This window comes from Streptacidiphilus sp. PAMC 29251, assembly GCF_054208735.2.
This window is the reverse complement of sequence record NZ_CM135725.2, coordinates 1439143-1462992: the sequence shown is the minus strand read 5'-3', so window position 1 is coordinate 1462992 and position 23850 is coordinate 1439143. Positions and strand designations below refer to the sequence as shown.

Below are 23850 nucleotides of genomic sequence, written 5' to 3'. Positions count from 1 at the left end.
GCTCCGTTGCGTGCTGATTCTGTCATCCCTTGTGAAGTCGTGGCTGCGGTAGGGCCGTTCGCGCCGGGCCATCTGGGCGAGTTGACTCGGATCGTGCCGTTCGAAATGGTCGATGAGGTACTGGCGGGGACGAGGGCGGTCCAGCGGCGGGTCCGGCTGCTGCCGGCGCGAGTGACCGTGTATCTCCTGCTGGCCGGGGCGTTGTTCGCCGGGCTGGGCTATCAGCAGGTCTTCGACCGGCTGTGCGCGGGCCTGGCGGGCCCGGCGCCGGTCAGGCCGAGCGCCGGCGCATTGCGTCAGGCCCGCCAGCGCCTGGGGGCGGCGCCATTGAAGGCGCTGTTCGATCTGGTACGTGGGCCGGTGGCGACGACAGCGGTCCAGGCCCGCTGGCGCGGGCTGCTGGTGGTGGCGGTCGACGGCACGCTGTTGCCCGTGCCGGACACTCCGGCGAACCTCACGCTGTTCACCAAGCAGCGGTGCAACAACGGCTCCGGAGGCTATCCGCAGGTCCGGCTGGCGGCATTGGTGGCCTGTGGAACCAGGGCGGTGATCGGGGCGGCGTTCGGCCCGGCCACCACCGGCGAGCTGGAGTACGCGGGCCGGCTGGCAGGCGACCTGCATGCCGGGATGCTACTGCTGGGCGACCGGAACTTCGCCGCCACCGATCTGCTGAACCGCTTGGCCGCCAGCGGTGCGCACCTCTTGGTGCGGTGCAAGTCCGCTCGCAGGCTGCCGCCGGTGGCCCGCTGCAGCGACGGCTCGTTCCTGGCCCGGCTCGGCGCGCTGACCGTGCGGGTCATCGACGCCGAGATCAGCATCGTCACCTCCAAAGGCGTCCGCACTGGCCACTACCGGCTGCTGACCACCCTCACCGACCCCTCGACGCACCCGGCCGCCGAACTCATACGGCTCTATCACGAACGCTGGGAGGTCGAGACGACCTACGCGGAGCTGAAATCCACAATCCTCGGCGGACGCGTCCTGCGCGCCCGCACACCGGCCGGGGTCGAGCAGGAGATCTGGGCGCTGCTGGTCGCCTATCAGGTCCTGCGGACCGCCATGACGGACGCGACCGACAGCGTCCCTGGCACCGACCCGGACCGGGCCGGCTTCACCGTCGCCCTGTCTGCCGCCCGCGACCAGCTCGTCCTGGCCGCGGGCACCACAACCGAGACCGTGATCGACCTGGTCGGAGCCATCGGCCGCCATGTGCTGGCTCATCTACTGCCCGCACGGCGGGTCCGCACCAAAGACCGGATCGTCAAACGAGCGATCTCCAAGTACAACGCACGCGGACCCGTCATCGACCGAGCCACCTACAAAGCCACGATCAGCGTCACCATGCTCACAAGCGACCCTTGACACGGCCCCGGCCGCCCTAACTACACGGCGTTGGTTCTTGATCTCGTCCTTGGTCCGGCCGACCTGGACGATCTGGTTGGTGCTGTCCACGCCGGTGATGGTTCCGGCCGGGAGCAGGACGTGCTTGCCGAAGATCCACGGCCCGGTGTCGACCACGATGTAACCGGCGTCGACGTCCTCGGAGTGCTTGTCGACCTTGCCGATATGGCCGTCGGTCGCCTCGACCTTGTATCCGCTCAGGTCCGCCCCGGCCTGGTAGCCGGAGTTCGTCTGGTAGCCCCACATGCCGTTCTCCACGGAATCACCCTTCGCCGGTAGGTGGGAAAACCACCTGTATCAACCGAAACAGCGGGATTGCTGCCCGCTGGGACTCCTGTCCCGGTCGGGCCACCTCATGCGGACCCGTGGGCAAGAAACACATACCGGCTGTTGAGGACATAATGTGGTCCCGTACCCGCTCACCAGTGCTGCGTCACCCTCCGCTCTGGCCGCCCCTCACTCTGCACGGAGCCCGGATCATGTCCTCAGCGTTGACTCTCCAGGTGCGGCAGCAGCAGGGAACGCGCGCCGTGCTGGCGCTCGCGGGGGACCTCGACCTCGGCGGCGGCGACACGCTGACCGCCGCGGCCGCGGCACTGATCGAGGCGGGCCACCGGGATCTGGTCCTGGAAATGGCACAGGTCGCCTTCTGCGACTCCATGGGCCTCAACGCCCTGCTGCGGATCCTGCGCCAGGCCATGAACGCAGGGGGGTCGCTGGTCCTGCTCTCACCCACGGATCCGATCAAGCGACTGCTGTCCATGTGCGGTGTCGACCAGATCATCTCCACCCTGGACGGCCCCACTCGCGACGGCGCCGCGCCGCCCCTCGGGTAGCGGCCGCTTGCGCGCGACCTGTGCGGGTCGGTCGCGGACCACGGCGCCCACTGTCAACCACCCGGCAGTGGAGGGGCGGCTGTGCGGGGACCGCGGTGATCCAGGTGGACGAGCCGGCGCTGCGGGAGACCCTGCGGCCACCGTGCCTACGGTTGCGGCACAGCGCCGAGACCCGGTGCTGCACGCCGCGGTCGGGCGCTCTGGGCCAGACCGGTGGCGGCGGCCAGCAGCCCGCCGGTCGGGATCACGAAGAGACCGATCAGGAAGGTCAGGAAACCGACGACGGCGGCGCAGAGCAGAGCGCCGGACAGGGTCCAGGCCACGGGCAGCGTCCAACTCCGGTCGCCGTGCCGGCCGACGTACAGCACGATGCCGACCAGGAGGGCCACCACCAGCGGGATCGCGGCAGGCAGCAGCACCATCGGGCCGTTCATGTGGTAGAGGCTGTACCGGGGTTGGACACCGGGCCGGTCGGTTTCACTGGTTTCGATCGGCAGCAGCAGAGCGAGGAGGAGGACGGCCACGCCGGAAGCCAGCGCCAAGCCCACGTACAGGTCACCGTCCCAGCGGCTGCCGCTGTGGCCGGGGATCTGCTGCTGACGTCCAGTGAAGTGCGGTGCATCCATAAGGCATCGGCTCCGGGGGCGAGGTCGGACTGGCTGACGCGCAAAGATTTGAGCGACTGCTCAAAAACTAGCGCGACTGCGCGGACTTGCCAAGAGGCAGGCATCCCCGTGGCCCGGATCACAGCGACCGACTGCGGAGGGCGCCCTTCCGTTCGCCTCCTCGGTAGGTGAACTCGGATGTCACGGTGCCGGAGGACCGGGCAATACCTACCGCCCGACGATGTCGCTGAGACCGTCGGGGCCGGCGCGGTCAGGCCCGGTGAGGTCAAAGGGCGTGGGAAGGGCAGTACCAAGGAGGGAGCCGTTCGCACCCGGAGGTTGCCGCCAGGCAGGCGGTGATGACGGCCTGGCGGCGCTCCCGATCAGGCTCTCCCCCGGCAGCCAAGGAGAACGTATCGCGGTGCCGGGCTGCCTGAAGGCTGCCACTGCACGGTGAGGCGGGCCCTGCGGTGCCAGTCTGCACAGCGAGAACCCGTTGTGCTCCTGTCGGCACCTGGCTACAGTGCGGCCGACCGACCAGCGAATGTCTCTCGGGGGGCCACGTGCACGGTGATCTGCGGACGGACGCGGCAGCGCCAGGACGGGTCCGACGAGCTGACGACCTGCTCGATATGCAGCGTGCCGCGCGCAAGGGCGGGACCGAGTCGGTCCTTCGCTGGCTGCGGGGACGCACAGGGGCCACCGTCCTCCTGATGGACGCCGCAGGGGCCCCGACCCACTCCTGCCCTGCCGCCCCGGGCGAGGGTGAGCGGGCCCTCGCGCTGCGCGGTGCACGGGAGTTGGCTGAGCGGCGATTAGGGTCCGTCGCCCTGGACCAGGACGGGCTCACCTGCATCGTCCTCCCGCTCCAGGGACCGCTCCAGGGGCCGCTCCCGGGACCGCTCCCGGGGTCGCGGGGCGCCCACGCACCGCTTCTCGCCGCCGTGGTGCCACGGCCGACGCCACCCGGCCTGCCGCTTCTGCTCGCGGACGCCAGCTCGGTGCTGGGTCTGACCTGGTCGGCGGAACACACCGGTCGGCTGCAGCGTCGACTGAAGGCCGCCGACGCCCGGACTCGCGAAGCGGTCCTGCACCTGCTGATCAATGGTCATACCTCGGTCGCGCGCCAGGTGGCGGGCGCACTGGGCCCGGATCTGCCCGCGACGGTTCGCGTGTACGTCATCGAGGGTCCGCCGCAGATCCGCCGTCAACTGGCCGAGGAACTGGCCGAAGCGGCGGAGGACGCGTGGATCGTGCCCTGCCCGGTGTATGCCGACCACATTCTCGTGATCGCGCCGGGTGACAGCGCCCCGACCCGGGTGTGGCCGGCCGACGTGGCCGCTGCCTGCTGGATCGGGGAGAGTGACGCCCTGCCCCTGCGGGAGGCCGCGACCTGTTACGCCCAGGCGTTCCACGCCCTGGCCGCCGCGCGTGACCGCTGCGAACGACAGGCCTCGTTCGCCGCCGGCCCGGATCTGGCACTGACCATCGGGCCCGCCGCCTCGGCCTGGGCCGAGACCTTCCTCGCGCCGGTCCGCGCGCACCGCGCCAAGCGGCCACAGGACCCCGACTGCACGGAACTGCTGGCCACCGCCGCGTCCTGGCTCAGCTTCCACTCCAGTGCGACCGCCCACCTGAAGATCCACCGGAATACGCTGAGCGCGCGCCTGGCCTGCGTCCAGGAACTGCTCGGCCTGGACCTGCACCGGCTCGGTGACCAGGCCGCGCTGGCACTCGCTGTCCGAACCGTCGCCGTGCAGGCCCCGCCTCCGCCGCTGCCTCCGCCCACCCTGGACGAGTTGCTGGCGCTGCCCCGCGTCGCGGTATGGGCCCGACAGCAGCTGCGACCTGTCACCGCACCGGACGTCCCGGCCTGCATCGCACAGACCCTCACCACCTGGCTGAGTCTTGACGCCCGCATCGGCCCCACGGCCACCGCGCTGTCCATCTCGGTGTCCGCGGTACGCAAGCGCCTGGCGCGGAGCGAGTCGCTGCTCGAACGATCGCTGCTGCGGTCTCCCAGCGCTGCCCACGACCTGTGGTTCGCGCAACGGGCCCTCTGGTGTGAGGCCGGCCCTCACGCGTAGCCGAAGGCTCGCGTACCTGCGGCGCGGGCGGCTTGGACGCCGGGCCGGCTGTCTGCCGTGCGTAACCATCAAGGAATATTTGACAGGTTACGGTGATTGTGGTCCTCTGCTAGTAACCTTTTAAGTCGGCAGAGGAAGTTACTCATGAACACCACGGCCACCACCCCGGCAACTCCCGTGACGCACCACCGCACCGTGCAGGTGGACGGCCTGGAGGTCTTCTACCGCGAGGCGGGGGATCCGGCGGCGCCCACCCTCGTGCTGCTGCACGGCGCGCCGACGAGTTCGTTCATGTTCCGCGACCTGATCCCCCGGCTGGCCCGGCAGTACCACGTGCTGGCGCCGGATCTGATCGGCTTCGGGTTGAGCAGCGCGCCCGCCGTGTCCGAGTTCGACTACACCTTCGACAGGCTCACCGACATCACCGCCGGGTTGCTGTCGCAGCTCGGCGTGGACCGGTATGCGCTCTACGTCCAGGACTACGGCGCCCCGGTGGGCTGGCGGCTCGCCCTGCGGAACCCGCAGCACGTGACCGCGGTCATCACGCAGAACGGCAACGCCTACGAGGAGGGTTTCGTCGACTCCTTCTGGGCCCCGCTGTGGCGCTACGCCAAGGACAGGACGCCGGAGAACGCCGCGCCGCTGCTCGGCGTCCTGAGCGTGGAGAACATCCACTGGCAGTACACCCACGGGGTGCCGGACCCGAGTGTGGTCAGCCCCGACACCTGGTGGCACGACCACGCCCTGGTCAACCGGCCGGGCAACTCCGAGGTGCAGCTGGCGCTGTTCGCCGACTATCCCACCAATGTCGCCCTCTACCCCGCCGTGCACGAGTACTTCCGCAGCTCGCAGGTGCCGCTGCTGGCCGTCTGGGGCCGCAACGACGAGATCTTCGCCCCGGCCGGAGCCCGCGCCTTCATCCGTGACCTGCCCGCGGCCGAGGTCCACCTGCTCGACGGCGGCCACTTCCTGCTGGAGTCCCAGCTTGACCAGGCCGCCAGTCTGATGGAGGACTTCCTCGGCCGCACCCTGCTGGTCTCCGAGCAGCGGGACGATCCGGCCGCGCTGTACGCGGTCGGGGAGGAGTTCCGCGCCGCGCAGGCGGCCAAGGACCCGGTACGGCTGCGGGCACTGCTGCACGACGAGGTGGAGTGGGTCCTGCCGGGCGACAACGCGGTCTCCGGGACGGCCCGCGGCATCGATGCGATCTTCGAGCGGTTCGCGGCCATGGCCGGGTACGGCCTGGACATCCAGATCGAGCACGTCACCGCCGGGCGCGATGCGGTGGCACTGATCCTGCACAACACCGGCCAGCAGGACGGCCGAATCCTCGACGAGCACCTCGTGTCGGTGCTCGCTCTGCGCGACGGCAAGATCATCCGCATCGAGACCTATCTGACGGACATCGCCATGATGAACGCCTACTTCATCCGCTGACGACTGAACCCTTCCTGGCACCCCATCGACAAGCGACAGCGAGAAAAGGCGATCCCATGCGAGCGGCAGTACTGGAGCAGTTCGGCAGCCCCCTGGTCCTGAGCGAGATCCCCATCCCGTCCGCCGGCCCGGGGCGGGTGCTGGTGCGGGTCCAGGCGAGTGGGGTGAACCCCCTGGACACCAAGATCCGGGCCGGGAAGGCCGCCCACGCCCAGAGCCGGCTGCCCGCCGTCCTCGGCCTGGACCTGGCCGGCGTCGTCGAACAGGTCGGCACGGGCGTCACCGGGTTCGCCCCGGGCGACCAGGTCTACGGGCTCACCGGCGGAGTCGGCACGCTCCAGGGCTCGCTCGCCGAGTACGCGGCGGTCGACGCCCGACTGCTGGCGCACAGGCCCGCGGCCCTGAGCCCGCGGCAGGCAGCCGCACTGCCACTGGCCGCCATCACCGCCTGGGAGGGCCTGGTGGACCGGGCCCGGGTGCACGAAGGACAGAAGGTCCTGGTCCACGGCGGAGCCGGCGGCATCGGACACATCGCCGTCCAACTCGCCCTGGCACGCGGCGCCCAGGTGTACGCCACCGGATCCGCCCGCAGCCTGGAGACCATCGAACAACTGGGTGCCACGCCGATCGACTACACCGCCACCACGCCCGAGGAGTACCTCGCCCGGCACACCGACGGCGAGGGCTTCGACATCGTCTTCGACACCGTCGGCGGAGCCACCCTCGAAGCTTCCTTCACCGCGGTACGCGTCCACACCGGGCACGTGGTGAGCGCGCTGGGCTGGGGCAACCCCAGCATCGCACCGCTGTCCTTCCGCGGTGCCACCTACTCCGGCATCTTCGCCCTCCTCCCCATGCTCACCGGCGAAGGCCGGACCCACCACGGGGAGATCCTCGCCGCCGCGGCCCCCCTGGTCGACAGCGGAACACTCACACCGCGCGTCGACCCCCGGCGGTTCGACCTCTCCTCGGTCGGCGACGCCCACGATGCGGTGGAGCAGGGCGCGGCGGCAGGGAAGATCGTCATCGACATCGCCGAGTGAGCACGAAGAACCCCCAGGTCTCAATCGACCCTTACGACATGGTGCCGGGGACGGCACCGGAGGAGTCAACGATGGCTGCTCGACGGATCCCACTCAACTTCTTCGGCATGTCCTTCGGGCTGGCCGGTCTCGCCGGCACCTGGGTGACCGCCGCCCATCAGGGGCACGCCCCCCGCGCGGTGGGCGATGTGCTGCTCGCGCTGTCGGCGGCCGTGTGGCTGGTCACCCTCGCGTTCTACCTGCGGTACGCGGCCTCCGGGCGCGGCCGACTGAGCGCCGACCTGCTGGACCACATCGCCGGGCCGTTCGCCTCGCTCGCGGTGGTCACCCCGATGCTGCTCGCGGCCCAGGGTCTGGCGCCGCACGCGCAGACCGCCGGCCGGGTCGTGGTCGACGTGTTCCTCGGCCTCACGGTCCTGCTCGGCGGCTGGTTCACCGGCCAGTGGATCTACGGCCCGCTGGAGCTGGACAAGCTGCACCCCGGCTACTTCCTGCCCACCGTGGCCGGCGGCCTGGTCGCCTCGGCCTCCGCTGCCGAGGTCGGCCAGCGCCGACTGGCCGAGGTGATGCTCGGCCTCGGGGTGATCTGCTGGCTGGTCCTGGGATCGATGATCCTGGGCCGCCTCCTCTTCCGGCCCGCCCTGCCGGCGCCGCTGCTGCCGACCCTGGCCATCGAGGTGGCACCGGCGGCGGTGGCCTCACTGGCCTACTTCGCGATCAACGGTGACCGCATCGACATCGTCGCCGCCGGCCTGGCCGGCTACGGCCTGCTGATGGTGCTGGCCCAAGTGCGGCTGCTGCCGCTGTTCCTCCGGCTGAAGTTCACCCCCAGCACCTGGGCCTTCACCTTCTCCTGGGCCGCGGTCGCCAGCGCGACCCTGCACTGGATCGACGCAGGCCACCCGGCCGGTCATCTCGTCTACACCTGGCTGGTCCTGGCCGCCGCCACCGCACTGGTCGGCGGGATCGCCGTCCGCACGCTGATCGCGCTGGGGCGCCGTCAGCTCTGACCGTCGCGGAAGGCGGATAACCATTCAGGTAGAATAAGAAGGTTACCGGAGAAAGGTGGTGCCGACGTGGGATCCGAGGACGACAAGGCCCTGGACGACGTCGCCCTGCTGCTGGAGGTGCTCGACAGCACCCCCAGCACCGGGGACCGCTTCGCGGACGACGAGGTCACGTCGGCCTGGCTCGCCGGGCACGGCCTGGCCCACGGCCGGCCCAAGGTGCAGGAGCTGCGCCGGGTACGCGACCTGCTGCAGGGCGTCGTCAGAGCGGACCTGCCCGCGTCGGCGCTGTCCGGTGACCTCGACGGTGTGCGCAGGCTGCCCGTGCTGGACGAGGACGGGCTGCGCTGGCAGCTCACGGGCGCGGACGGCGCGCCCGCCCGGCTGGTGCTGGCCTGGGCGGCGGTCGAGCAGGAGGCGCCGGGCCGGCTGCGCCCGTGCGAGAACCACGACTGCCGACGCTTTCTGCTGGACCGTTCCCGCAACAACACCGGCCGCTGGTGCTCCATGGAGGTCTGCGGAAACCGGATGAAGGCCCGCCGACACCGCGCCCGAGCCGCCGGCCTGGCGTCTACGGAGAAGTGAGCAGCAGTTGCCGTGGGCGTTCAGCCGTGGCGGAGGCCGACTTGGCGGAGGCCCAGTCGGCAGAGGTCTTTGATCACGGCCTCGTCGCCGCGGCGCCAGGCGCCCACCAGGTCCCCGTCCGGGGCGTCCACCCGGGCCAGGTCCCGCAGCGGGCCGTTGAGGGCCCGCAGTGCGAACAGGTCGGCGCCGCCGGGGCGGGTGAGCAGGGTGTGCGCCCGGTTCGCCGCACGCATCCAGTGCAGCCGCGGCGGCAGCCACAGCAGCAGTACCGTGAGCACCGGAACCACGATCAGCACCAGGGCGACCAGGAACGCCAGGTCGCGGACCGAGTTCTGTTCGGCCTGGGCCGCCTGGGCCAGGTCGTGGCCGGCCCCGGCCGCCGACAGCAGGGGCTTCTTCAGGGTGTCTCCCACGAACGGCACCTTGGAGGCCGCGTTGCCGGCGTCGCCCAGTCCGCCGGCCAGCTGGTTGCCCGCGCTCTCGGCGGCCCGTCCCGGCCCGGCGAGCAGCATGATCGTCTTGTGGATCAGGAGGGCGAACCACACCGCCAGGGTGATCACGGCGATGGCGGACAGGTCGGCAACCACCTGCCGGGTCCTGCGGGCAGACGTCTGCGCATACATTCTCATGCGGTCATTGTGTGGCCGGCGTGCGCGGAGTACTGACGTATCGGCACATCCGCGCGCCCCAGAGACCCTGCCTCCACAGGTCCACTGCGTCCGATCAGACGAAGTACCGGGCCTGCAGGCGGTACAACTCGGCGTAGAGTCCGTCGGCCTGACTGAGCGTGTCGTGGGTGCCGACCTCGACGACCCGGCCGCCGTCCAGAACCACGATGAGATCGGCCGCCCGGGCGGTGGTGAAGCGGTGGGTGACCAGGACCGTCACGCCGCCCTCCCAGCGGTTCAGGTCGGCGTACTGCTGGAACAGCCACTCCTCGGCCCGTGCGTCGAGACTGGCGGAGGGCTCGTCCAGGACCCGTAGCAGCGGCGCCCGGCGCATCGCCGCGCGGGCGTTGGCGACCGTCTGCCACTGGCCGCCCGACAACCCCTTGCCGTCCCACGATTTTCGCCCGAGCCGGGTCGGCAGGCCCTCGGGCAGCGAGGCCAGGAGTGTGTCGCCGCCGGCCGTCCGCAGGGCTTCGAGGATCCGCTCCGGGTTGTCGCGGTGCTCGAGCCGGCCCAGCCCGATCGTGTCCTGCAGGGACATCTCGATCTGGACCGGGTCCTGGAAGGCCGCCGTGATCCGGGCGCGCCAGTCCTCCGGCGCGAACTGCGCGAGGTCGACCCGGTCCACCAGGACGCGCCCCGCGTCCGGCCGGTAGAGGCCGCTGAGCAGCTTGACGAGCGTCGACTTCCCCGCGCCGTTCTCGCCGACCAGGGCCACCACGGCGCCGGCCGGGAGTTCGAGGTCGATGTCGGTCAGCGAAGGTTGATCGCGGTTCCAGTACTGGAAGCTGAGGCCCTGCACGGTGATGCCGCGGTGCAGCCGGGCCGGCACCGGCACCGGCGTGGCCGGCAGGACGGCTGCCCGCTCCACGGCGCCGTCCGCCACCACGTCGAGGAACGCCCGGGTGGCCCGGAGCGACTCCAGCGTCCAGAAGGTCAGGTTCAACAGGCTCTGCACCTGTCCGGTGATCTGGCTGCTGACGGTGACGGCCGCGACGACGAGCCCCAGCGAGGCGTCGCCGGTCAGGCCGGCCCGCACCATCAGGACGATCGCGGTCGCATAGGCCAGCACGAAGAACAGCCAGGCCAGCGCGACCGGCACCCGGGCCCGTCGATCGGTCCGGGCGATGTCCTGGCCTGCGGCGTCCCACTCCGCGCGGTGCCTCCGCCGCAGCTCCTCCGCCAGTCCGAAGAGCCGGGTCTCGCGACCGGGTCCGGCGGTGGTGGCGAGTGTGAACAGATGACCGGCCAGCCGGGTCCGGGACGTGCCGCGCTGCACGGCCTGACCACGCCTCTTGTCCGCCGCCTGGGTGGCCAGCACCGCGGGGACGGCGAAGAGCGGCAGCACGGCGAGGACGGGGACGACCGAGGCCATCAGCACGGCCGAGGCGATCAGGGCCAGTGCGGATCCGGCCAGCCACAGCAGCCGGTCGAAGGCCGGCCCGATCTCGCCCCGCGCCCCGCGGACCACCGCCGCCCGGTCGGAGCGGCTCGAACGCTCGTGGATCTCCAGCGTCGGCGTGGTGCCGACCACGTCGATGAACTGGCACTCCACCTCGTTCTGGATCTCCTCCTGCAGCCGGAGACGGGTGAAGTAGCCGGCGATGAAGGTGCCCTGAGTGAGCATCACAAAGACCGCCACACACAGCGCGAGCGGCGCCACGTCGCCGGTCGAATGCCGGCTCGCCACCTCGCTGAACAGTCCGAGCAGCACGGCGAGGCCGATCCCGGTGGCCGGTTCGAGCAACGCCACCGCCAGCACCAGCAGGGACCGGACCCGGTCGGTGCGGGGTGCGATGCTGAGGACGAAGCGCAGGGCGCTGATCACGACGGTGTCTCCTCGAAACGCTTGGCCTGCAGACGGAACAACTCGGCGTACCGGCCGTCGGCAGTGATCAGATCCTGGTGCGTGCCGTCCTCGATGATCCGGCCGTGGTCGAGCACGACCACCCGCTCCGCCTTGCGCACGGTTGCGAAACGGTGCGAGATCACGACGGTGGTGGCGCCCGCGGTGAGCTCGTGGAAGGTGTCGTAGAGCTGGGCCTCGGCGCGGGGGTCGAGGCTCGCGGCCGGCTCGTCCATGATCAGCAGTCGGGCGCCGTGCCGCAGGCCGAACAGCGCCCGGGCGATGGCGATGCGCTGCCACTCGCCGCCCGAGGCGTCGACCCCGCCGGGGTAGCCGCTGGACATCACCGTGTCCCAGCCGTTCGGGAGTCCCTCGATGAACGTCAGCAGCCCGGCCTGGCGCGCCACCGCGCGCAGGCCCTCCTCGTCGTCCGCGTGGGCCAGGGAACCGAAGGCGAGGTTGTCGCGCACGGTCAGCTCATAGCGGCCGAAGTCCTGGAAGACGGCGACCACCTGACGCTGCCAGCTGCGGCGGTTGGCGTCCTCGATGGGGGTGCCCCCGACGCGCACGGAACCCCCGCTCGGAGCGTCCAGGCCGGCGATCAGCCGGGCCAGCGTGGTCTTGCCGGCCCCGTTGAGACCGACGATGGCGAGCGACTGACCTGCGGGAACGGCGAGGTCGATGCCGTGCAGCACCTCGGCTGCGGCGCCGCCGCCGTAGCGGAAGCGCAGGTCCTCGCAGGAGAGGGTCGCGACCGGCGCCGACCAGGGGGCCTCCTCCGGCCCCGCCACCACGGGAAACGCGAACGCCGCGGCGGCCGCCTGCGAGCCGAAGCCGAGGCGGAGATCGTCGTCGTCCGCGCGGAGCACCTGGAGGAGCGCCCGGACGGCCAGGCCGCCGATCGCCAGATCACCCACCGTCGAACCACCGGTGGCCGCCCGGTGTCCCAGGTAGAAGAAGACCGAGGCGACGGTGAGGCCGGTGACCACGACCACCATGACCACGAACAGGCGGTGCTCGCGCCGCCGTCGCCACACCTCCGTCATGTTCTCGCGCCACTCCGACTGGTAGGCGTCGCGGAAGAAGGCGGCGAGGCCGAAGAGGCGCACCTCCCGGGCCGCGCCCGGCGTGGTCGGCAGGTCCCGCAGGTAGGACGTACGGCGGAGCTTCGTCGTCTGATTCACGGACTCGATGACGGCGATCCGGTAGTTCCGGACCAGTCGGGAGTGGATCACGACGAAGACGACGAAGACGATCAGCCCCAGTCCCCAGGTGACCCGGGCGAGCAGGGCCGCGGAGCCGATGCTGGTCACCCACATCGAGGCCTTGGTGGAGAAGCCGAAGACCGCTTCCCCGGGCGGCATGTCGATGGTCCCGTCGCCCCGGGCCCGCGCGAGCCGGCCGAGGTAGTCGGGGTCCTCCAGGTGGCCGATGGTGGCCGGCTCGGAGGCGGCCAGCATCACCCGCTCGCTGAGCCGGCCGGTGACCCGGCGGCCGAGAGCCCGGCCCAGCGCCGTCCGCGCCGATTCGGCGAGGTGGGTGAGCAGGAACAGCACGACGATGAGGGCCACCCAGCGGTAGCACTCCCGTGCCGCCGGGGTGCCCAGGCCCTGGCCGATCGCCGAGGTGAGCCGGTCCACCAACTCGCCGATCGCGACGGTGATGCCGACCGGGGCCGCACCGGCGAGGACGGCGGTGACCGCGGTCAGGGTGGTCACGGCCGGCGCCTCCGCGAAGGAGTGTCCGAGGAGGGCGGGCAACACCCAACGCTTGGCCGTCGCCGGGGCCGGCAGCTGACTCCTGTCCGCGGGCATGCCTTCTCCTCGTCCGGCCCGGCGGGGCGACGGGTGCTTGAATGGTGATCGTGATGTCCACCTCGCCGCAACGCAATTAACCCCGGGGTTTCCTGGGTTGGCTCCCGCTGACCCCCTCAGCCCCGTCAGTGGCAGGTGCCGTTGCCGGAGTCGGTGGAGCCGCCGGTGTTGGTCGGGACGAAGTTGAAGCTATAGGCGTTGTGGGACAGCGTCAGCTGCAGCACGCCGAAGGTGTTGGCGATGCGGGTGACGCTGTTGGCCGAGGGGTGTCGCGGATGGAGAAGAAGCTGCGGCCGCCGGTGCCGACGATGAACTCGGGGATGCCGTTGGCGCTGTCGGCGTTGCCGGCGCCGTCCTGGCCGGAGAAGCGCTCGTAGAAGTGGGCGTGGCCGTTGAGCACCAGGTCGGCCTTCTTGGTGTAGAGCAGCTGGTAGACGGCCTGCATATCGGGCTGGTGGTCCTGGCTGCTGGAGTAGATCGGGATGTGCCAGTAGGCCAGGGTGCAGGCCTTGGTGTTGGCGTTGAGGTCGGACAGCAGCCACTGGTACTCGGGGTTGCCCGGGTTGCAGCCGCCGATCACCGCGCACTGGCTGTCCAGCGAGATCAGGTGCCAGTCGCCGATGTTGTAGCTGTACCAGGACTTGCACAGGGTGGTGCAGCCGGGGGACAGCGGGTGCCCGGCGTCCCCGAAGTAGCTGAAGTAGCCGGTGCCGCCGGTGGGTTCGATGGCGCTGCCGATGTAGCCGTACTCGTGGTTGCCCGGCGCCGGGAACGAGATCGGCGCCAACTGGCCCCAGGAGGCGCCGTACTGGGTGCTGAAGTCGCTGCCGGAGCCGAGTTCGTACTGCTCGTCGCCGAGGGGGAGGACGGCGTCGGGGTGCAGGCTGAGCGCGAGGTTCGCGGTGGCCTGCTGCTGGCAGGCGGTGGCGGTGGGCACGTCGCCCGCGGTGCAGGCGATGTCGCCCGCGGCGACGATCACCGGGTCGTGGTCGGTGAGCGAGAACGTGGCGCTGCCGCTGGGGGCGGCGGAGGTGGCGACGACCTGGTACGTCCCCGAGGTGCTTCCCGCGGTGAGGACGGGGCTGGTCGCCGTGCCGGTGCTGTCGGTGGTGGCGGTCGCCGTGGCGCCGCCGCCCGCGAAGGTGCCGGTGGCTCCGGAGGCGGGGGCGGTGAAGGTGACGGACACCCCGCTGCCCGCGCCGCTGACCTTGACGCTCAGCGGGGAGGCGAAGGCACGGCCGACCATCGCGCTCTGGCCGCTGCCACCGGTCGGGCTGAGCGCGCCGGTGCCGCCGGTGGCGGTCACTGTGGGGCTCGGACTCGGGCTCGAACTCGGGCTTGGGCTGGCGCTACTGGGACTGGGGCTGGGGGTGGGGCTGGCCGAGGCGGACGCTGTCGCGCTGGCGCTCCCTGTGTTGAGGACGAGTCGCGGCGGGGTCGCGGCGACCTCGCGCGAGGCGAACTTCTTGGCCAGCGTCGAGGTCGTGGTCAGCGCGAAGGTGTAGGTGCCGTTGCCGGTGACCACGCCGCTGACATCGACACTGGCCCAGGTGCTCTCGACCAGATGGGCCATGTCGGCGACGGAGGTCGCGCTGCGCACCGGGGCGTTGTTCCAGGTGATGCCGGTCTCGGTCCAGCCGTTGTCGGCCGTCCAGACCTGCACGCCGGTGGCGCTGGTCGCGTTGCTGTAGATCTGCAGCGAGGCGCTGGTCGGGGGACCGGTCAGACCGGTGACGGTGAACTTGAGGTAGGCGTCCTCCTCCGGTTTGGGGTCGGCGGCCGCCCGTACCGTCAGCGCGGTGTCCTTGCCGTCGTTGGCGTCGGGGGTGTCCGCCTCGATGGTCGCGTCGGCGGCGGCGTTGACGGTGATCGAACCGCCTGAAGTCGGCGTACTGCTCGGTGTCGGGGTCGGGGTCGCGGTGCCGCTCGTGCCATTGGTCAGAGTGAACGAGGCCGAGGTCGCTCCGGTGGACGCCGCGGTGACGGCGTAGCTTCCGGCGGTCGGATTGGCGGTCAGCGCGGGGGTGGTGGCGGTGCCGGAGGCGTCGGTGTTGACGGTGATCGCGCTCGCCCCGCCGGTGAAGGCCGCCGACGCGCCGCTCGCGGGCGCGGTGAAGGTGACCGGGACGTTGGCGACGGCCGCGCCGCCGCTGTCCTTGACCGTGGCGGCCAGCGGAGCGGCGAAGGCCGTCCCCACCGGGGCGGTCTGGCCCGAGCCCGAGGCGGCGGTGACGGTGGCCGCGGCCGAGGCGGTATTGAGGACCAGCTTCGGCGGCGTGGCGGCGACCTCGCGGGAGGCGAACTTCTTGCTCACCGTCGAGGCGGTGGTGAGCACGAAGGTGTAGGTTCCGTTGCCGGTCACCACGGTGCTGACATCCGCCGTTGCCCAGGTGCTCGCGGTGAGGTTGGGCATGTCGGCGACCATGGTCGACCCCCGCGCGGGGGCGTTGTCGTAGGTGATGCCGGTCTCGGTCCAACTGCTGCCCGCGGTCCAGAGCTGGACGCCGCTGCCGCTGACGGCGTTGCTGTAGATCTGCAGCGAGGCGCCCGCCGGGGGCGCGGTCAGGCCCGTGACGGTGAACTTGATGTAGACGTCGGCCTCGGGCTTGGGGTCGGCGGTCGCACGTACGGTCAGCGCCGTGTCGGTGCCGTCGTTGGTGTCCGGGGTGTCGGAGGTGACGGTGGCGTCCGCGCTGGCGACGACGGTGGTGAGCGAGGCGGCGGAGACGTGCTGGGGGCCGTAGCCGCTCCACAGGGCGAGCATGGTCGCGATGACGGCGAGCACGGCGAGGAGGCGACGGCGGCCGGGTCTGCGCAGGGCGGTTCTACCGGAGGGAGGGGTGACGGTGGACATGGCGGCGGCTCCTGGAGCGGTACAGGGGGGTTGGGTGGGGCTAGTCGTCGTAGATCAGGCCCTTGACGCCACAGGCGCGCAGGGCCGGGTTCTGCCAGTCCCAGAGCAGGTCGGTGCTCAGCGGCGCGGGGCCGGCGTAGTCGCTGCTGTACTTGCCGGACAGGGTGATCTGCACGGACGTCCCCGGCTCGACCACCTTCGGGACGGTGAGACGGGGGTGCCAACTCTCGCCCCGGACCTGGGCGGTGACGCCGCTGACGGTCAGGGCCGCCCCGGTCTCGTTGTTGATCTGGCCGGTGACGGTGATCCGGTAGGTCTGCACGGTGAAGTCGGTGCCGCCGGTGAGCGGCGGGTCGAAGACCACCTCGGTCAGCATGATTCCGGGCAGCGACCCGGTGGGGCAGTCCAGCCGCGTCCCCGGGGACGCGGTGCCTCCGGCCGGGACGGTGTACGGCGAGGGCAGCGCGGTGGGGCCGGCCGGCAGCAGCGGCGGGCGCTGATTGGCGACCGGCATCCCCGCCGCCCGCTGGGCAGCCGCGGAGCGGGGCGAGGACGACCGGTGACCGAGGTTGTGCACGGTGAACAGACAGCCGACCAGCAGCACCGCCGCGAGACCCGCGCTCAGCGCGGACCTCCGCGAGCGCAGCGAGCCCAGGGGGAGGGACGGCAACAGCGGCCGGCGGAGCAGCGCGGGCAGTTTCACGGCAGGGTCCGATCGACGGCGGACGAGGGTGCGAAGAGGTTCAGCGCGAAGCAGCCGGGAGCCTGCCCCGCCACCCGCTGAGCCTGCGTCAGCTCAGTCGCGTAGGAGGACGCGTAGCGCCCGCTGCCGTCGGAGTCGAAGTAGGCGTGCGCGTCGTAGGCCACCCGTCCGCGCGGGTCGACGATCCATGGCTTGGGCTGCGCCGTCCCCCAGTCGCCCGGGCCCATCCGGGCGTAGCCGCCGACCACGACCACCCCGGTGCCGCCCGCCCGGCGGATCGCGTCCACGGCCTGCTGGCTCGCCGCTTGCCAGAGCACCTGCGCGGCCTGGCCCTTGACGGCGAGTCGGCTGGGCTCGTTGAGCAGGTCGTAGCCGTACATCGGCGGCAGCGCGGGGACCAGCCGGGACCAGAGGTCGGCCAGGGCTCCGGCCGGCAGTTGGGGCGAGCCCAGCAGCAGGGTCCGGCCGGGGGCGGCCTGGAAGGCCCCGTAGCCGTGCAGGTCGAGCAGCACGTGCAGGCCGTGGTTCTGCGCGGCTGACACCGCGTCACGGAGCCTGGCGACCTCGGCCGGGGCCAGCGGGCCCATCGGCACCGGCTGCAGCCGCTCCCAGGAGACCGGGAGCCGCAGCAGGGTGACGCCCTGCGCGGCCAGGTAGGCGTCGTCGGCGTCGCCCTCGTAGCCGTAGGCGCTGCCGTACGCGCCGGGGCTGGTCGCGCTGAAGTCGGCCGCGGAGGTGCCGAACGAGCCGTCGGCGGCCGAGATGCCGCGCAGCGGCCCGGTGTGCCGTGCCAGCACGCTGGCCTGCGGTCCGGCGATGCTCAGCACCCTGCTGCCCGGGGCAGCCCGGTCGACCGCCAGCGGGTACGAGTCCGGCCAGGGCCCGGCGGCCCAGGCGGCGACCGGTAGCCGCATCCGGTCGGCGGCGGTGTACCACTGCTCGGCCAGGGCGTTCCAGCGCTTGCTGTCCGCGCTGCTGACCGCCGGCCCGCCCGGCCAGCCGACCTCACCGACGAACCCGGCCACGCGGTACTCCCGCAGCCAGGAGGCGAACTGCCGCAGGTCCAGCAGCGCCCGCTGCTGCAAGGCGTCCCGTGCGCACACCGTGGTCGGCCGGTCCGGGGCGAGCAGCCGGGGCACCACCACCCCGGCCGCGACCAGCAGCAGCACCGCCGCTCCCACGGCCGAGGCCCGCGGGCGCAGCCGACGACCCGGTGGCCGGGAGGGCGCCACCGGGCGCCGGTGCGGGGCCGCCGACACCGGGCTCATCGTTTCGCGCCGTACTTCGCCTGACCGGCCTTCCTCGCCCCGGCCTTCTTCGCCGCGGCGGTCTGCGCCTCGGCCCGGGCCTTGGCCGCCTTGTTCGCAGCCTCCTGCGCGGCCGCCGCCTCGGCCGCGGCGGCCTTCTGTTCGGCCGCGCGCTGGGCCGCGACCTGCTGCACGGTGGGCCGGTTGGGATCCACCTGGCGGACCGTCACCGCGTCCAGGCCGGTGCCGTAGTGCGCGGCCACGGTGGCGTGGGCGAGCGCGGTGCCCAGGGTGGGGTAGGTCTTCCTGGTGTCGGGGGAGGGCTGCCCGTCGCTCTGCATGTGCAGCGACAGGTCGTCCTGCTGGTCCAGCAGCACATAGTCGATGCCGGTCCACTGCGGATGGCCGGGCACCCGCACGGCCGGGTCCACGTCGAGCTTGGTGAACCAGATGATGTGGTCCTGCGGGTATCCGGCGCGGACCAGGTCCACCCAGAAGGCGTCGTCCACCACCACATAGGCGCTGTGCGGGACGTTGGCCTCGACCCAGGCGAGCGCGGCGGCGCTGCCGGCGTCCCGGTCCTGGGTGCGCAGGTCGCGCAGCGGGTAGCTCCAGGCCTGGCCGATGGTGACGGTCATCGCGGCGACCACCGCGAGCACCAGCGCCGACCAGGTCCACTTCCGGGCCCGGGCCCATGTCTCCGGCTTCAGCCGGGTCAGCCACCCGTCGCGGCCGAGCTGCCAGAGCCAGTCCACCGTCCCGGCCACGGTCAGCGCGGCGAACGGGATCATGGCGATGACATAGGGGTACGGCAGGTAGCCGCCGCGCAGCAGCTGCACCACCTGGATGCTGAAGGCCAGCGCCAGCGCCCTGGTCCGGCGGATCGCCAGGCCCGGCAGCACCAGGGCCAGGGTCAGTTTCGGCAGCCAGGCGTCCTGGTCCATCCAGCTGCGGATGACGGTGTGGGCCAGGCTGTTGGGGTCGAAGATGCTGCCGCTGCCGGTGCGGTTGAAACAGCTGCCACTTGACCGCCCACTCCAGGCTGACGTGGCCGGGGCCGATCAGCAGCTCGTTGTGCAGCAGCGCATAGAGCGGGTAGGCCGCGCAGAGCATGGTGAACCAGGCGGCGAACAGCCCGAGTTGGAACCTGCGGTTGCGCCGGTCGGTGTGCTGCCACAGCATCGCCACCACCGCGGGCAGATAGAGCAGCGCGGTCTCCTTGCTGAGCACCGCCACGGCCAGGCAGACCGCCGCGGCGGTGGCGCCGCGGATGCTGCGCCGGGGGGAGGCGGCGAAGAAGAAGGAGGCCAGCAGCCAGGGGGTGACGATGTTGTCCAGCAGCGCGGCACGGGTGAAGTAGACCGCGAGCGGGCTGAACGCGAACAGCGCGATCGCGATCACCCGGCCGAGCCGGGTGAAGCCCATCCGCGCGGCCAGCCCGTACATCAGCGGGATCGACACCAGTTTGCAGACCAGCATGAAGTTGCGGGCGGCGGCGACCGCGTAGGGGGCGTGGGCGAAACCGTTGGTGAGGGTGTTCCAGACCGCGATCTGGATCCAGCCCAGCGGCGGGTGGGCGTACCAGTAGGTGTAGTGGCCCAGCACGTGCTTGTACTGCACCGCCCAGGCGTAGGCGGTGTAGCTGCCCTCGTCGTCGAAGCGGGACGGGCTGTCGTACATCCCGTTGGCGTGCACCCAGCCGGCCACGGCGGTGAGCAGCAGCATCAGCAGCAGGTCGTACCGGCGGGCCAGCAGCTGCGAGCGCAGCCGGGCCAGCCGCCGGCCGGGCTGTCTGGCCGGGGCGCGCTCCAGATCCAGGTCGAGTTCGGGAAGGCTCTCCGGGTAGTGCGCGGTGAAGGTCTGCAGGGTCATCGGTTCGTGCTCCCCACGGCCACCGGACGGGTGGCCTCCTGGTCCAGGTGTGCTCCGATGTGCTCGGTCTTCTCCCAGACCTGTTCGCCGCGGGCCTCCCGGTAGGCGGCCCTGAGCGCGGCGAAGGAGAGCACCAGCTGGTACGGGACCGCGCCCACGACCAGCTTCGCGTAGTCCCTGATCCGTACCTTCAGACCGAACATCCGGTTGAACTCGCTCAGGCCGACCACCTCCACCACCATCGTGGCCAGGGTCGGCGCCAGCGGCAGAAAGGTCATCAGCACGAACGGCACCGGGGCTTTGAGCAGCAGCCCGGTCACCGCGGAGACCGGGACCAGCACCCCGGAGAAGGCCTGCAGATACGGCATGGCCAGCAGGTAACGGGCCATCAGCCGCTGGCCCCGGCTCGGCAGCCGCTTCCACTCGCCGCGGCGCAGCACCTGGAGGTAGCCCTGGTTCCACCGGGTCCGCTGCTTGACCAGGCCGCGCAGGGTCGGCGGGGTCTCCTCCCGGGTGGCCAGCTCGGGGTTGTAGGCGACCGCGACCTTGGCCCCGGCCGTGCTCAGCCGGATCCCCAGCTCGCAGTCCTCGGCCAGGCAGTCCGCGTCCCAGCCGCCGGCCTGCCGCAGCAGGTCGGTGCGCAGGAAGACGGTGTTGCCGCCGAGCGGGATGAAGCCGTTGCGGGCGTGGAAGTGCAGCCGGCTGGAGAACCAGAAGAAGTACTCCAGGCAGTTGCGCAGCGACCACCAGCTGCTCCGGTAGTTCATCAACTGCACGCCGCCCTGCACCACATGGGCCCGCTCGGCGCGGAAGGTGGCGTCGATGTGGGTGAGCAGCGCCGGGGCGACCTCGTCCTCGGCGTCGAAGACCCCGGTGATCTCGCCCCGGCACTCCTTGAGCGCGGTGTTCAGCGCCTTGGGCTTGTTCTTGGGGACGCTGCAGTCGACCACCACCCGGACCCGGGGATCCTCCGCGGCCAGCTCCTCGGCGACCGCGGTGGTGCCGGGATCGTCGTCGCCGACGATCACCAGCACCTCGAAGTCTGGATGGTCCTGGGTCAGCAGCCGGCGCACGGTGTGCCGCAGCACCGCCTCCTCGTGCCGGGCCGGGACCAGCAGCGAGAAGGACAGCCGGGGGGTGTCCGGGGTGCGGAACGGCATCTGGCCCACGGCGCGCGGGGTGCGCCAGGAGTCCAGCATCCAGGTGAGCGTGGTGAGCGCGACCACCAGCAGGGCGACGGTCACCGGGGCGTACAGGGCCAGGAAGAGCAGTCGGGTCATACCGCGCCGCCGGTGGCGGGCTTCGGCAGCTTGTTCGGCAGTTTGGGGACGAGCGGGACGGAGGTGGTCCAGTGCGGCCAGACGGCGGGACCGGACACCTGAGCGGCCACCGGCTCCGGGGCGGCGCCGGTCCGGTCGGCGGGACCGGAGCTGCCGCGCTCCTCGCGCAGCAGCCGGGGGATCTCGTCGGCCCAGCCGAAGCTGTCCGAGGCCAGCGCCCGGGTCCGGACGCCGGACAGGAAGCCCTCCAGGATCTCCCGCTCCCTGGCCTTGAGCTGGTCGTGGTTGAGGCCGTCCACGGTGATCGCCGGGGCCAGGTAGCGGTAGGGCGGGAAGCCGTAGGCGTCCTCGGTGTTGGCCAGCATCTGCTCCACCGCGTCGGCGTGGTCGATGTCGGCCAGCCTGGGAGCGCCGCGCTGGATCACGAACAGCTCCTGGACCTGGGTGCTGCTGCCGAGGCGGCAGGGGACCAGTCGGTCCACGGTGTACTTGGGCGGCGGGATCATGATCTGGGTGAGCGCGTTGATGCCCATGATCGGCAGATTGAAGCGGGCCAGCTGCAGCGCGATGGACCGTCCGCCCTTGGAGTGCAGCCGGCTCTGGAACTGCAGCCGGCGCCACTCCTTCTTGGTCAGGTCGTCGGCGTGGACGGCCCGCAGGGTGTGCGAGCTGATGGTCCAGCGGCTTGGGGAAGCACACCGCGTTGCCGGTGGCGTCCACCACGGTCATGTCGTCGGACAGGAAGCGGCCGCCCTGCTCGCGCAGCAGCCGCAGGATGGTCGCGGTCTTTCCGGTGTCGGTCAGCGCCGACAGCATCACCCCGGTGCCGTCCAGTTCGATGCAGGCGGAGTGCAGCAGCATCCGGCCGCGGGCGACCAGGACGTAGCGCAGCAGCGCCTCGATGACATTGGTGTAGACGACGTGCGGGGAGCGGGCCAGCAGCGGGCCGACGGTGATGGTGATGGTCTTGCCGAGCTCGACCTTGAAGTTGGCGCCGAAGCGGCCCAGGTGCTCCTCGTAGCGCAGCACCCGGTCGGTTCCGCCGTGCTCGGTCATCGCGGCGCGGCGGCGCGGGCTGCGGCGGCCGACGTCGCCGACCCGTACCGCGATGTCGACCGTCGGTGTCGGCGATCCACTGGGCCCGGAAGAACTCCAGCTCGGGCAGCCGGATCTGGGAGCCGATGGTGACCGTGCCGGCCACGTCGTAACGGTACGTCAGATAGTGCGAGCGCTTGCGGGCGGCGGCCGGGTCCGCGGGCCCGGCCTCCGCGGCCGGGTCCACCAGCAGCAGCACCGGGTCGCGGCCGCTGTCCTGGCGGGCGGCGCCGTAGATCACCCGGTCGCTGAGCGCGAAGCGCAGCAGGAACAGCACCACCAGCGTGGCCGCGTTGGAGACCAGCACACCGAACCCGGAGCGGACCAGGACCTCGATGACCGGCAGCCGGCCCAGCATCAGGATGTTGTTCATGGCGTAGAAGCGCAGCGCCCGCCCGCGCACCGTGCCGTTGCCCCGGCCACGGTAGACCAGCAGCTCGACCAGGCCGAAGTTCCAGGTGGTGGAGACCTGGGTGGCCAGGGCCGCACCGAGCAGATGGTTCAGGCCCATGACCTGGAAGAACACCCACAGCGCCGCGGTGTTGACCGCGACCCCGGACGCGCCGACCGCGCCGAAGGCCAGCAGCCGGCCGAACTGGCGGCCCCGCTCGGCGCTGGACTCGGGCCCCTTCCGCAGTTGGCCGATCAGCCGCTGGCGGCGCAGCCGGGACACCTGGCGCAGGAAGTTCAGCCCCTCGCGGAGCGAGGCCTTGGTCTCACCCGCGTGGCGCGGCGCGAACTCGTAGGCCACCTCGGCGACCCGGGCGGCCGGGTTGCGCAGCAGCAGCTCCAGCAGGAACTTGAAGCCGTCCGGTCGCATCCACTGCAGTTTCACCGCGTCCCTGCGGAACACGAACAGGCCGCTCATCGGGTCGCTGACGGTGGCCAGCCGGCGTGGGAACACCGACTTCACCAGCCGGGTCGAGCCGGTGGAGGCGAGCCTGCGGCCGAGACCGCGCAGGCCGCCGTGCTGCGCCTCGAAGCCGGAGCCCGAGCCCGCGTAGCGGGTGCCGATCACCAGGTCGACGCTGTGCCGCATCGCGGTCGCCGCGATCAGTGCGGCGGCCTCCGGCGGGTGCTGCAGGTCGGCGTCCATCACCATCACCCAGGCGCCGCAGGCGTGTTCGGCCCCGGCCAGGACGGCCCCGCCCAGGCCGCCGGTGCGCTCGTCCGGCTGCCGGTGCAGCAGCCGGACCGGGACGGCGCTGCCGTGGGCGGCGAGTTCGATGGCCTGCGGGGTGTCGTCGTCGCTGTCGTCCACAAAAGAGGATCTCGGCGCCCAGCGGCAGCAGGGCCGGACCCAGCCGGCTGAGCAGCTCGGTGATGTTGTCCTGCTCGTTGCGGGTCGGGATCAGCACGCTGAGCCGGGGCGGAGCCGCGTCGGGTGGACTGGTGCGGCGGGCGCCGCCTTGGGTTTCGTAGCCGATGTCGATGATGTGCATGGAGAACCCCCTGAGCGAGAAGCCGGGT

The 23850-nt window shown here is 71.6% G+C and carries 18 protein-coding genes and 2 pseudogenes; 8 read left to right on the top strand and 12 right to left on the bottom strand.

What is annotated here, in order from left to right:
• Window positions 1-39: 39 nt before the first annotated feature.
• Window positions 40-1362, top strand: coding sequence for an IS4 family transposase (locus ACXKR8_RS06895; protein WP_458270346.1), 1323 nt, complete (start codon window positions 40-42; stop codon window positions 1360-1362).
• A 518-nt stretch (window positions 1363-1880) separates the two neighbouring features.
• Complete coding sequence (locus ACXKR8_RS06890; protein ID WP_458272000.1) at window positions 1881-2237, top strand: STAS domain-containing protein; 357 nt, start codon at window positions 1881-1883, stop codon at window positions 2235-2237.
• A 146-nt stretch (window positions 2238-2383) separates the two neighbouring features.
• Here ACXKR8_RS06890 and ACXKR8_RS06885 read toward each other — a convergent pair whose 3' ends face one another.
• Entirely contained in the window at window positions 2384-2863 is a 480-nt protein-coding gene (locus tag ACXKR8_RS06885; protein WP_458271999.1) for a hypothetical protein, read from the bottom strand.
• A gap of 692 nt (window positions 2864-3555) precedes the next feature.
• On the opposite strand from ACXKR8_RS06885, the gene ACXKR8_RS06880 reads away from it, so the two are divergent.
• From ACXKR8_RS06880 to ACXKR8_RS06855, 6 genes and pseudogenes are all read left to right on the top strand, one after another.
• Window positions 3556-4929 carry a helix-turn-helix domain-containing protein gene (locus ACXKR8_RS06880; protein ID WP_458271998.1) on the top strand — a complete coding sequence of 458 codons (1374 nt, stop codon included), beginning with the start codon at window positions 3556-3558 and terminating at the stop codon, window positions 4927-4929.
• A 144-nt stretch (window positions 4930-5073) separates the two neighbouring features.
• Window positions 5074-5961: pseudogene (locus tag ACXKR8_RS06875) on the top strand (alpha/beta fold hydrolase); the annotation flags it as partial.
• The gene (locus ACXKR8_RS06870; RefSeq protein WP_458274915.1) at window positions 5935-6366 is read left to right on the top strand and encodes a nuclear transport factor 2 family protein; all 432 of its coding nucleotides are present in this window, start codon (window positions 5935-5937) and stop codon (window positions 6364-6366) included. The pseudogene ACXKR8_RS06875 and the gene ACXKR8_RS06870, both read left to right, overlap by 27 nt.
• 56 nt (window positions 6367-6422) lie before the next feature.
• Window positions 6423-7409 carry a zinc-dependent alcohol dehydrogenase family protein gene (locus ACXKR8_RS06865; protein WP_458271997.1) on the top strand — a complete coding sequence of 329 codons (987 nt, stop codon included), beginning with the start codon at window positions 6423-6425 and terminating at the stop codon, window positions 7407-7409.
• A 71-nt stretch (window positions 7410-7480) separates the two neighbouring features.
• The gene (locus ACXKR8_RS06860; RefSeq protein ID WP_458271996.1) at window positions 7481-8419 is read left to right on the top strand and encodes an SLAC1 family transporter; all 939 of its coding nucleotides are present in this window, start codon (window positions 7481-7483) and stop codon (window positions 8417-8419) included.
• 66 nt (window positions 8420-8485) lie between these two features.
• The gene (locus ACXKR8_RS06855) at window positions 8486-9001 is read left to right on the top strand and encodes a CGNR zinc finger domain-containing protein (RefSeq protein ID WP_458271995.1); all 516 of its coding nucleotides are present in this window, start codon (window positions 8486-8488) and stop codon (window positions 8999-9001) included.
• Between the two features lie 20 nt (window positions 9002-9021).
• Here ACXKR8_RS06855 and ACXKR8_RS06850 read toward each other — a convergent pair whose 3' ends face one another.
• The 11 genes and pseudogenes from ACXKR8_RS06850 to ACXKR8_RS06800 all read right to left on the bottom strand — a co-directional run bounded on the left by ACXKR8_RS06850 (window position 9022) and on the right by ACXKR8_RS06800 (window position 23641).
• Window positions 9022-9588: a hypothetical protein gene (locus ACXKR8_RS06850; RefSeq protein WP_458271994.1), complete on the bottom strand. Its 567-nt coding sequence runs from the start codon at window positions 9586-9588 to the stop codon at window positions 9022-9024.
• Between the two features lie 136 nt (window positions 9589-9724).
• Entirely contained in the window at window positions 9725-11497 is a 1773-nt protein-coding gene (locus tag ACXKR8_RS06845; RefSeq protein WP_458271993.1) for an ATP-binding cassette domain-containing protein, read from the bottom strand.
• Entirely contained in the window at window positions 11494-13329 is a 1836-nt protein-coding gene (locus ACXKR8_RS06840; protein ID WP_458271992.1) for an ABC transporter ATP-binding protein, read from the bottom strand. The genes ACXKR8_RS06845 and ACXKR8_RS06840 overlap by 4 nt, the downstream gene beginning before the upstream one ends.
• Before the next feature lie 211 nt (window positions 13330-13540).
• The gene (locus tag ACXKR8_RS06835; RefSeq protein ID WP_462100374.1) at window positions 13541-16183 is read right to left on the bottom strand and encodes a CBM96 family carbohydrate-binding protein; all 2643 of its coding nucleotides are present in this window, start codon (window positions 16181-16183) and stop codon (window positions 13541-13543) included.
• Window positions 16184-16223: 40 nt separating this feature from the next.
• On the bottom strand, window positions 16224-16886 hold the full coding sequence (locus ACXKR8_RS06830) for a hypothetical protein (protein WP_458271990.1): 663 nt from the start codon (window positions 16884-16886) through the stop codon (window positions 16224-16226).
• Window positions 16883-18154, bottom strand: coding sequence for a glycoside hydrolase family 5 protein (locus ACXKR8_RS06825; protein WP_458271989.1), 1272 nt, complete (start codon window positions 18152-18154; stop codon window positions 16883-16885). The genes ACXKR8_RS06830 and ACXKR8_RS06825 overlap by 4 nt, the downstream gene beginning before the upstream one ends.
• Window positions 18151-19077, bottom strand: a complete 927-nt coding sequence (locus ACXKR8_RS06820) for a hypothetical protein (RefSeq protein ID WP_462100776.1) — start codon at window positions 19075-19077, stop codon at window positions 18151-18153. Before ACXKR8_RS06820 ends, ACXKR8_RS06825 begins: the two co-directional genes overlap by 4 nt.
• A gap of 250 nt (window positions 19078-19327) precedes the next feature.
• Window positions 19328-19612: pseudogene (locus ACXKR8_RS06815) on the bottom strand (phospholipid carrier-dependent glycosyltransferase); the annotation flags it as partial.
• A gap of 389 nt (window positions 19613-20001) precedes the next feature.
• Entirely contained in the window at window positions 20002-21276 is a 1275-nt protein-coding gene (locus ACXKR8_RS06810) for a glycosyltransferase (protein ID WP_458274914.1), read from the bottom strand.
• Between the two features lie 5 nt (window positions 21277-21281).
• Window positions 21282-21818 carry a hypothetical protein gene (locus tag ACXKR8_RS06805; protein WP_462100373.1) on the bottom strand — a complete coding sequence of 179 codons (537 nt, stop codon included), beginning with the start codon at window positions 21816-21818 and terminating at the stop codon, window positions 21282-21284.
• Window positions 21819-21916: 98 nt separating this feature from the next.
• The gene (locus tag ACXKR8_RS06800; RefSeq protein WP_462100372.1) at window positions 21917-23641 is read right to left on the bottom strand and encodes a glycosyltransferase; all 1725 of its coding nucleotides are present in this window, start codon (window positions 23639-23641) and stop codon (window positions 21917-21919) included.
• Between the last annotated feature and the right edge of the window lie 209 nt (window positions 23642-23850).

Bases quoted from the DNA above. Each gene is read 5' to 3' on its own strand.
- ACXKR8_RS06820 (WP_462100776.1), bottom strand. From the start codon at position 19,077: ATGGACCAGGACGCCTGGCTGCCGAAACTGACCCTGGCCCTGGTGCTG.
- ACXKR8_RS06825 (WP_458271989.1), bottom strand. From the start codon at position 18,154: ATGAGCCCGGTGTCGGCGGCCCCGCACCGGCGCCCGGTGGCGCCCTCC.
- ACXKR8_RS06805 (WP_462100373.1), bottom strand. From the start codon at position 21,818: ATGGGCATCAACGCGCTCACCCAGATCATGATCCCGCCGCCCAAGTAC.
- ACXKR8_RS06860 (WP_458271996.1), top strand. From the start codon at position 7,481: ATGGCTGCTCGACGGATCCCACTCAACTTCTTCGGCATGTCCTTCGGG.
- ACXKR8_RS06885 (WP_458271999.1), bottom strand. From the start codon at position 2,863: ATGGATGCACCGCACTTCACTGGACGTCAGCAGCAGATCCCCGGCCAC.
- ACXKR8_RS06835 (WP_462100374.1), bottom strand. From the start codon at position 16,183: ATGTCCACCGTCACCCCTCCCTCCGGTAGAACCGCCCTGCGCAGACCC.
- ACXKR8_RS06840 (WP_458271992.1), bottom strand. From the start codon at position 13,329: ATGCCCGCGGACAGGAGTCAGCTGCCGGCCCCGGCGACGGCCAAGCGT.
- ACXKR8_RS06870 (WP_458274915.1), top strand. From the start codon at position 5,935: ATGGAGGACTTCCTCGGCCGCACCCTGCTGGTCTCCGAGCAGCGGGAC.
- ACXKR8_RS06865 (WP_458271997.1), top strand. From the start codon at position 6,423: ATGCGAGCGGCAGTACTGGAGCAGTTCGGCAGCCCCCTGGTCCTGAGC.
- ACXKR8_RS06890 (WP_458272000.1), top strand. From the start codon at position 1,881: ATGTCCTCAGCGTTGACTCTCCAGGTGCGGCAGCAGCAGGGAACGCGC.
- ACXKR8_RS06880 (WP_458271998.1), top strand. From the start codon at position 3,556: ATGGACGCCGCAGGGGCCCCGACCCACTCCTGCCCTGCCGCCCCGGGC.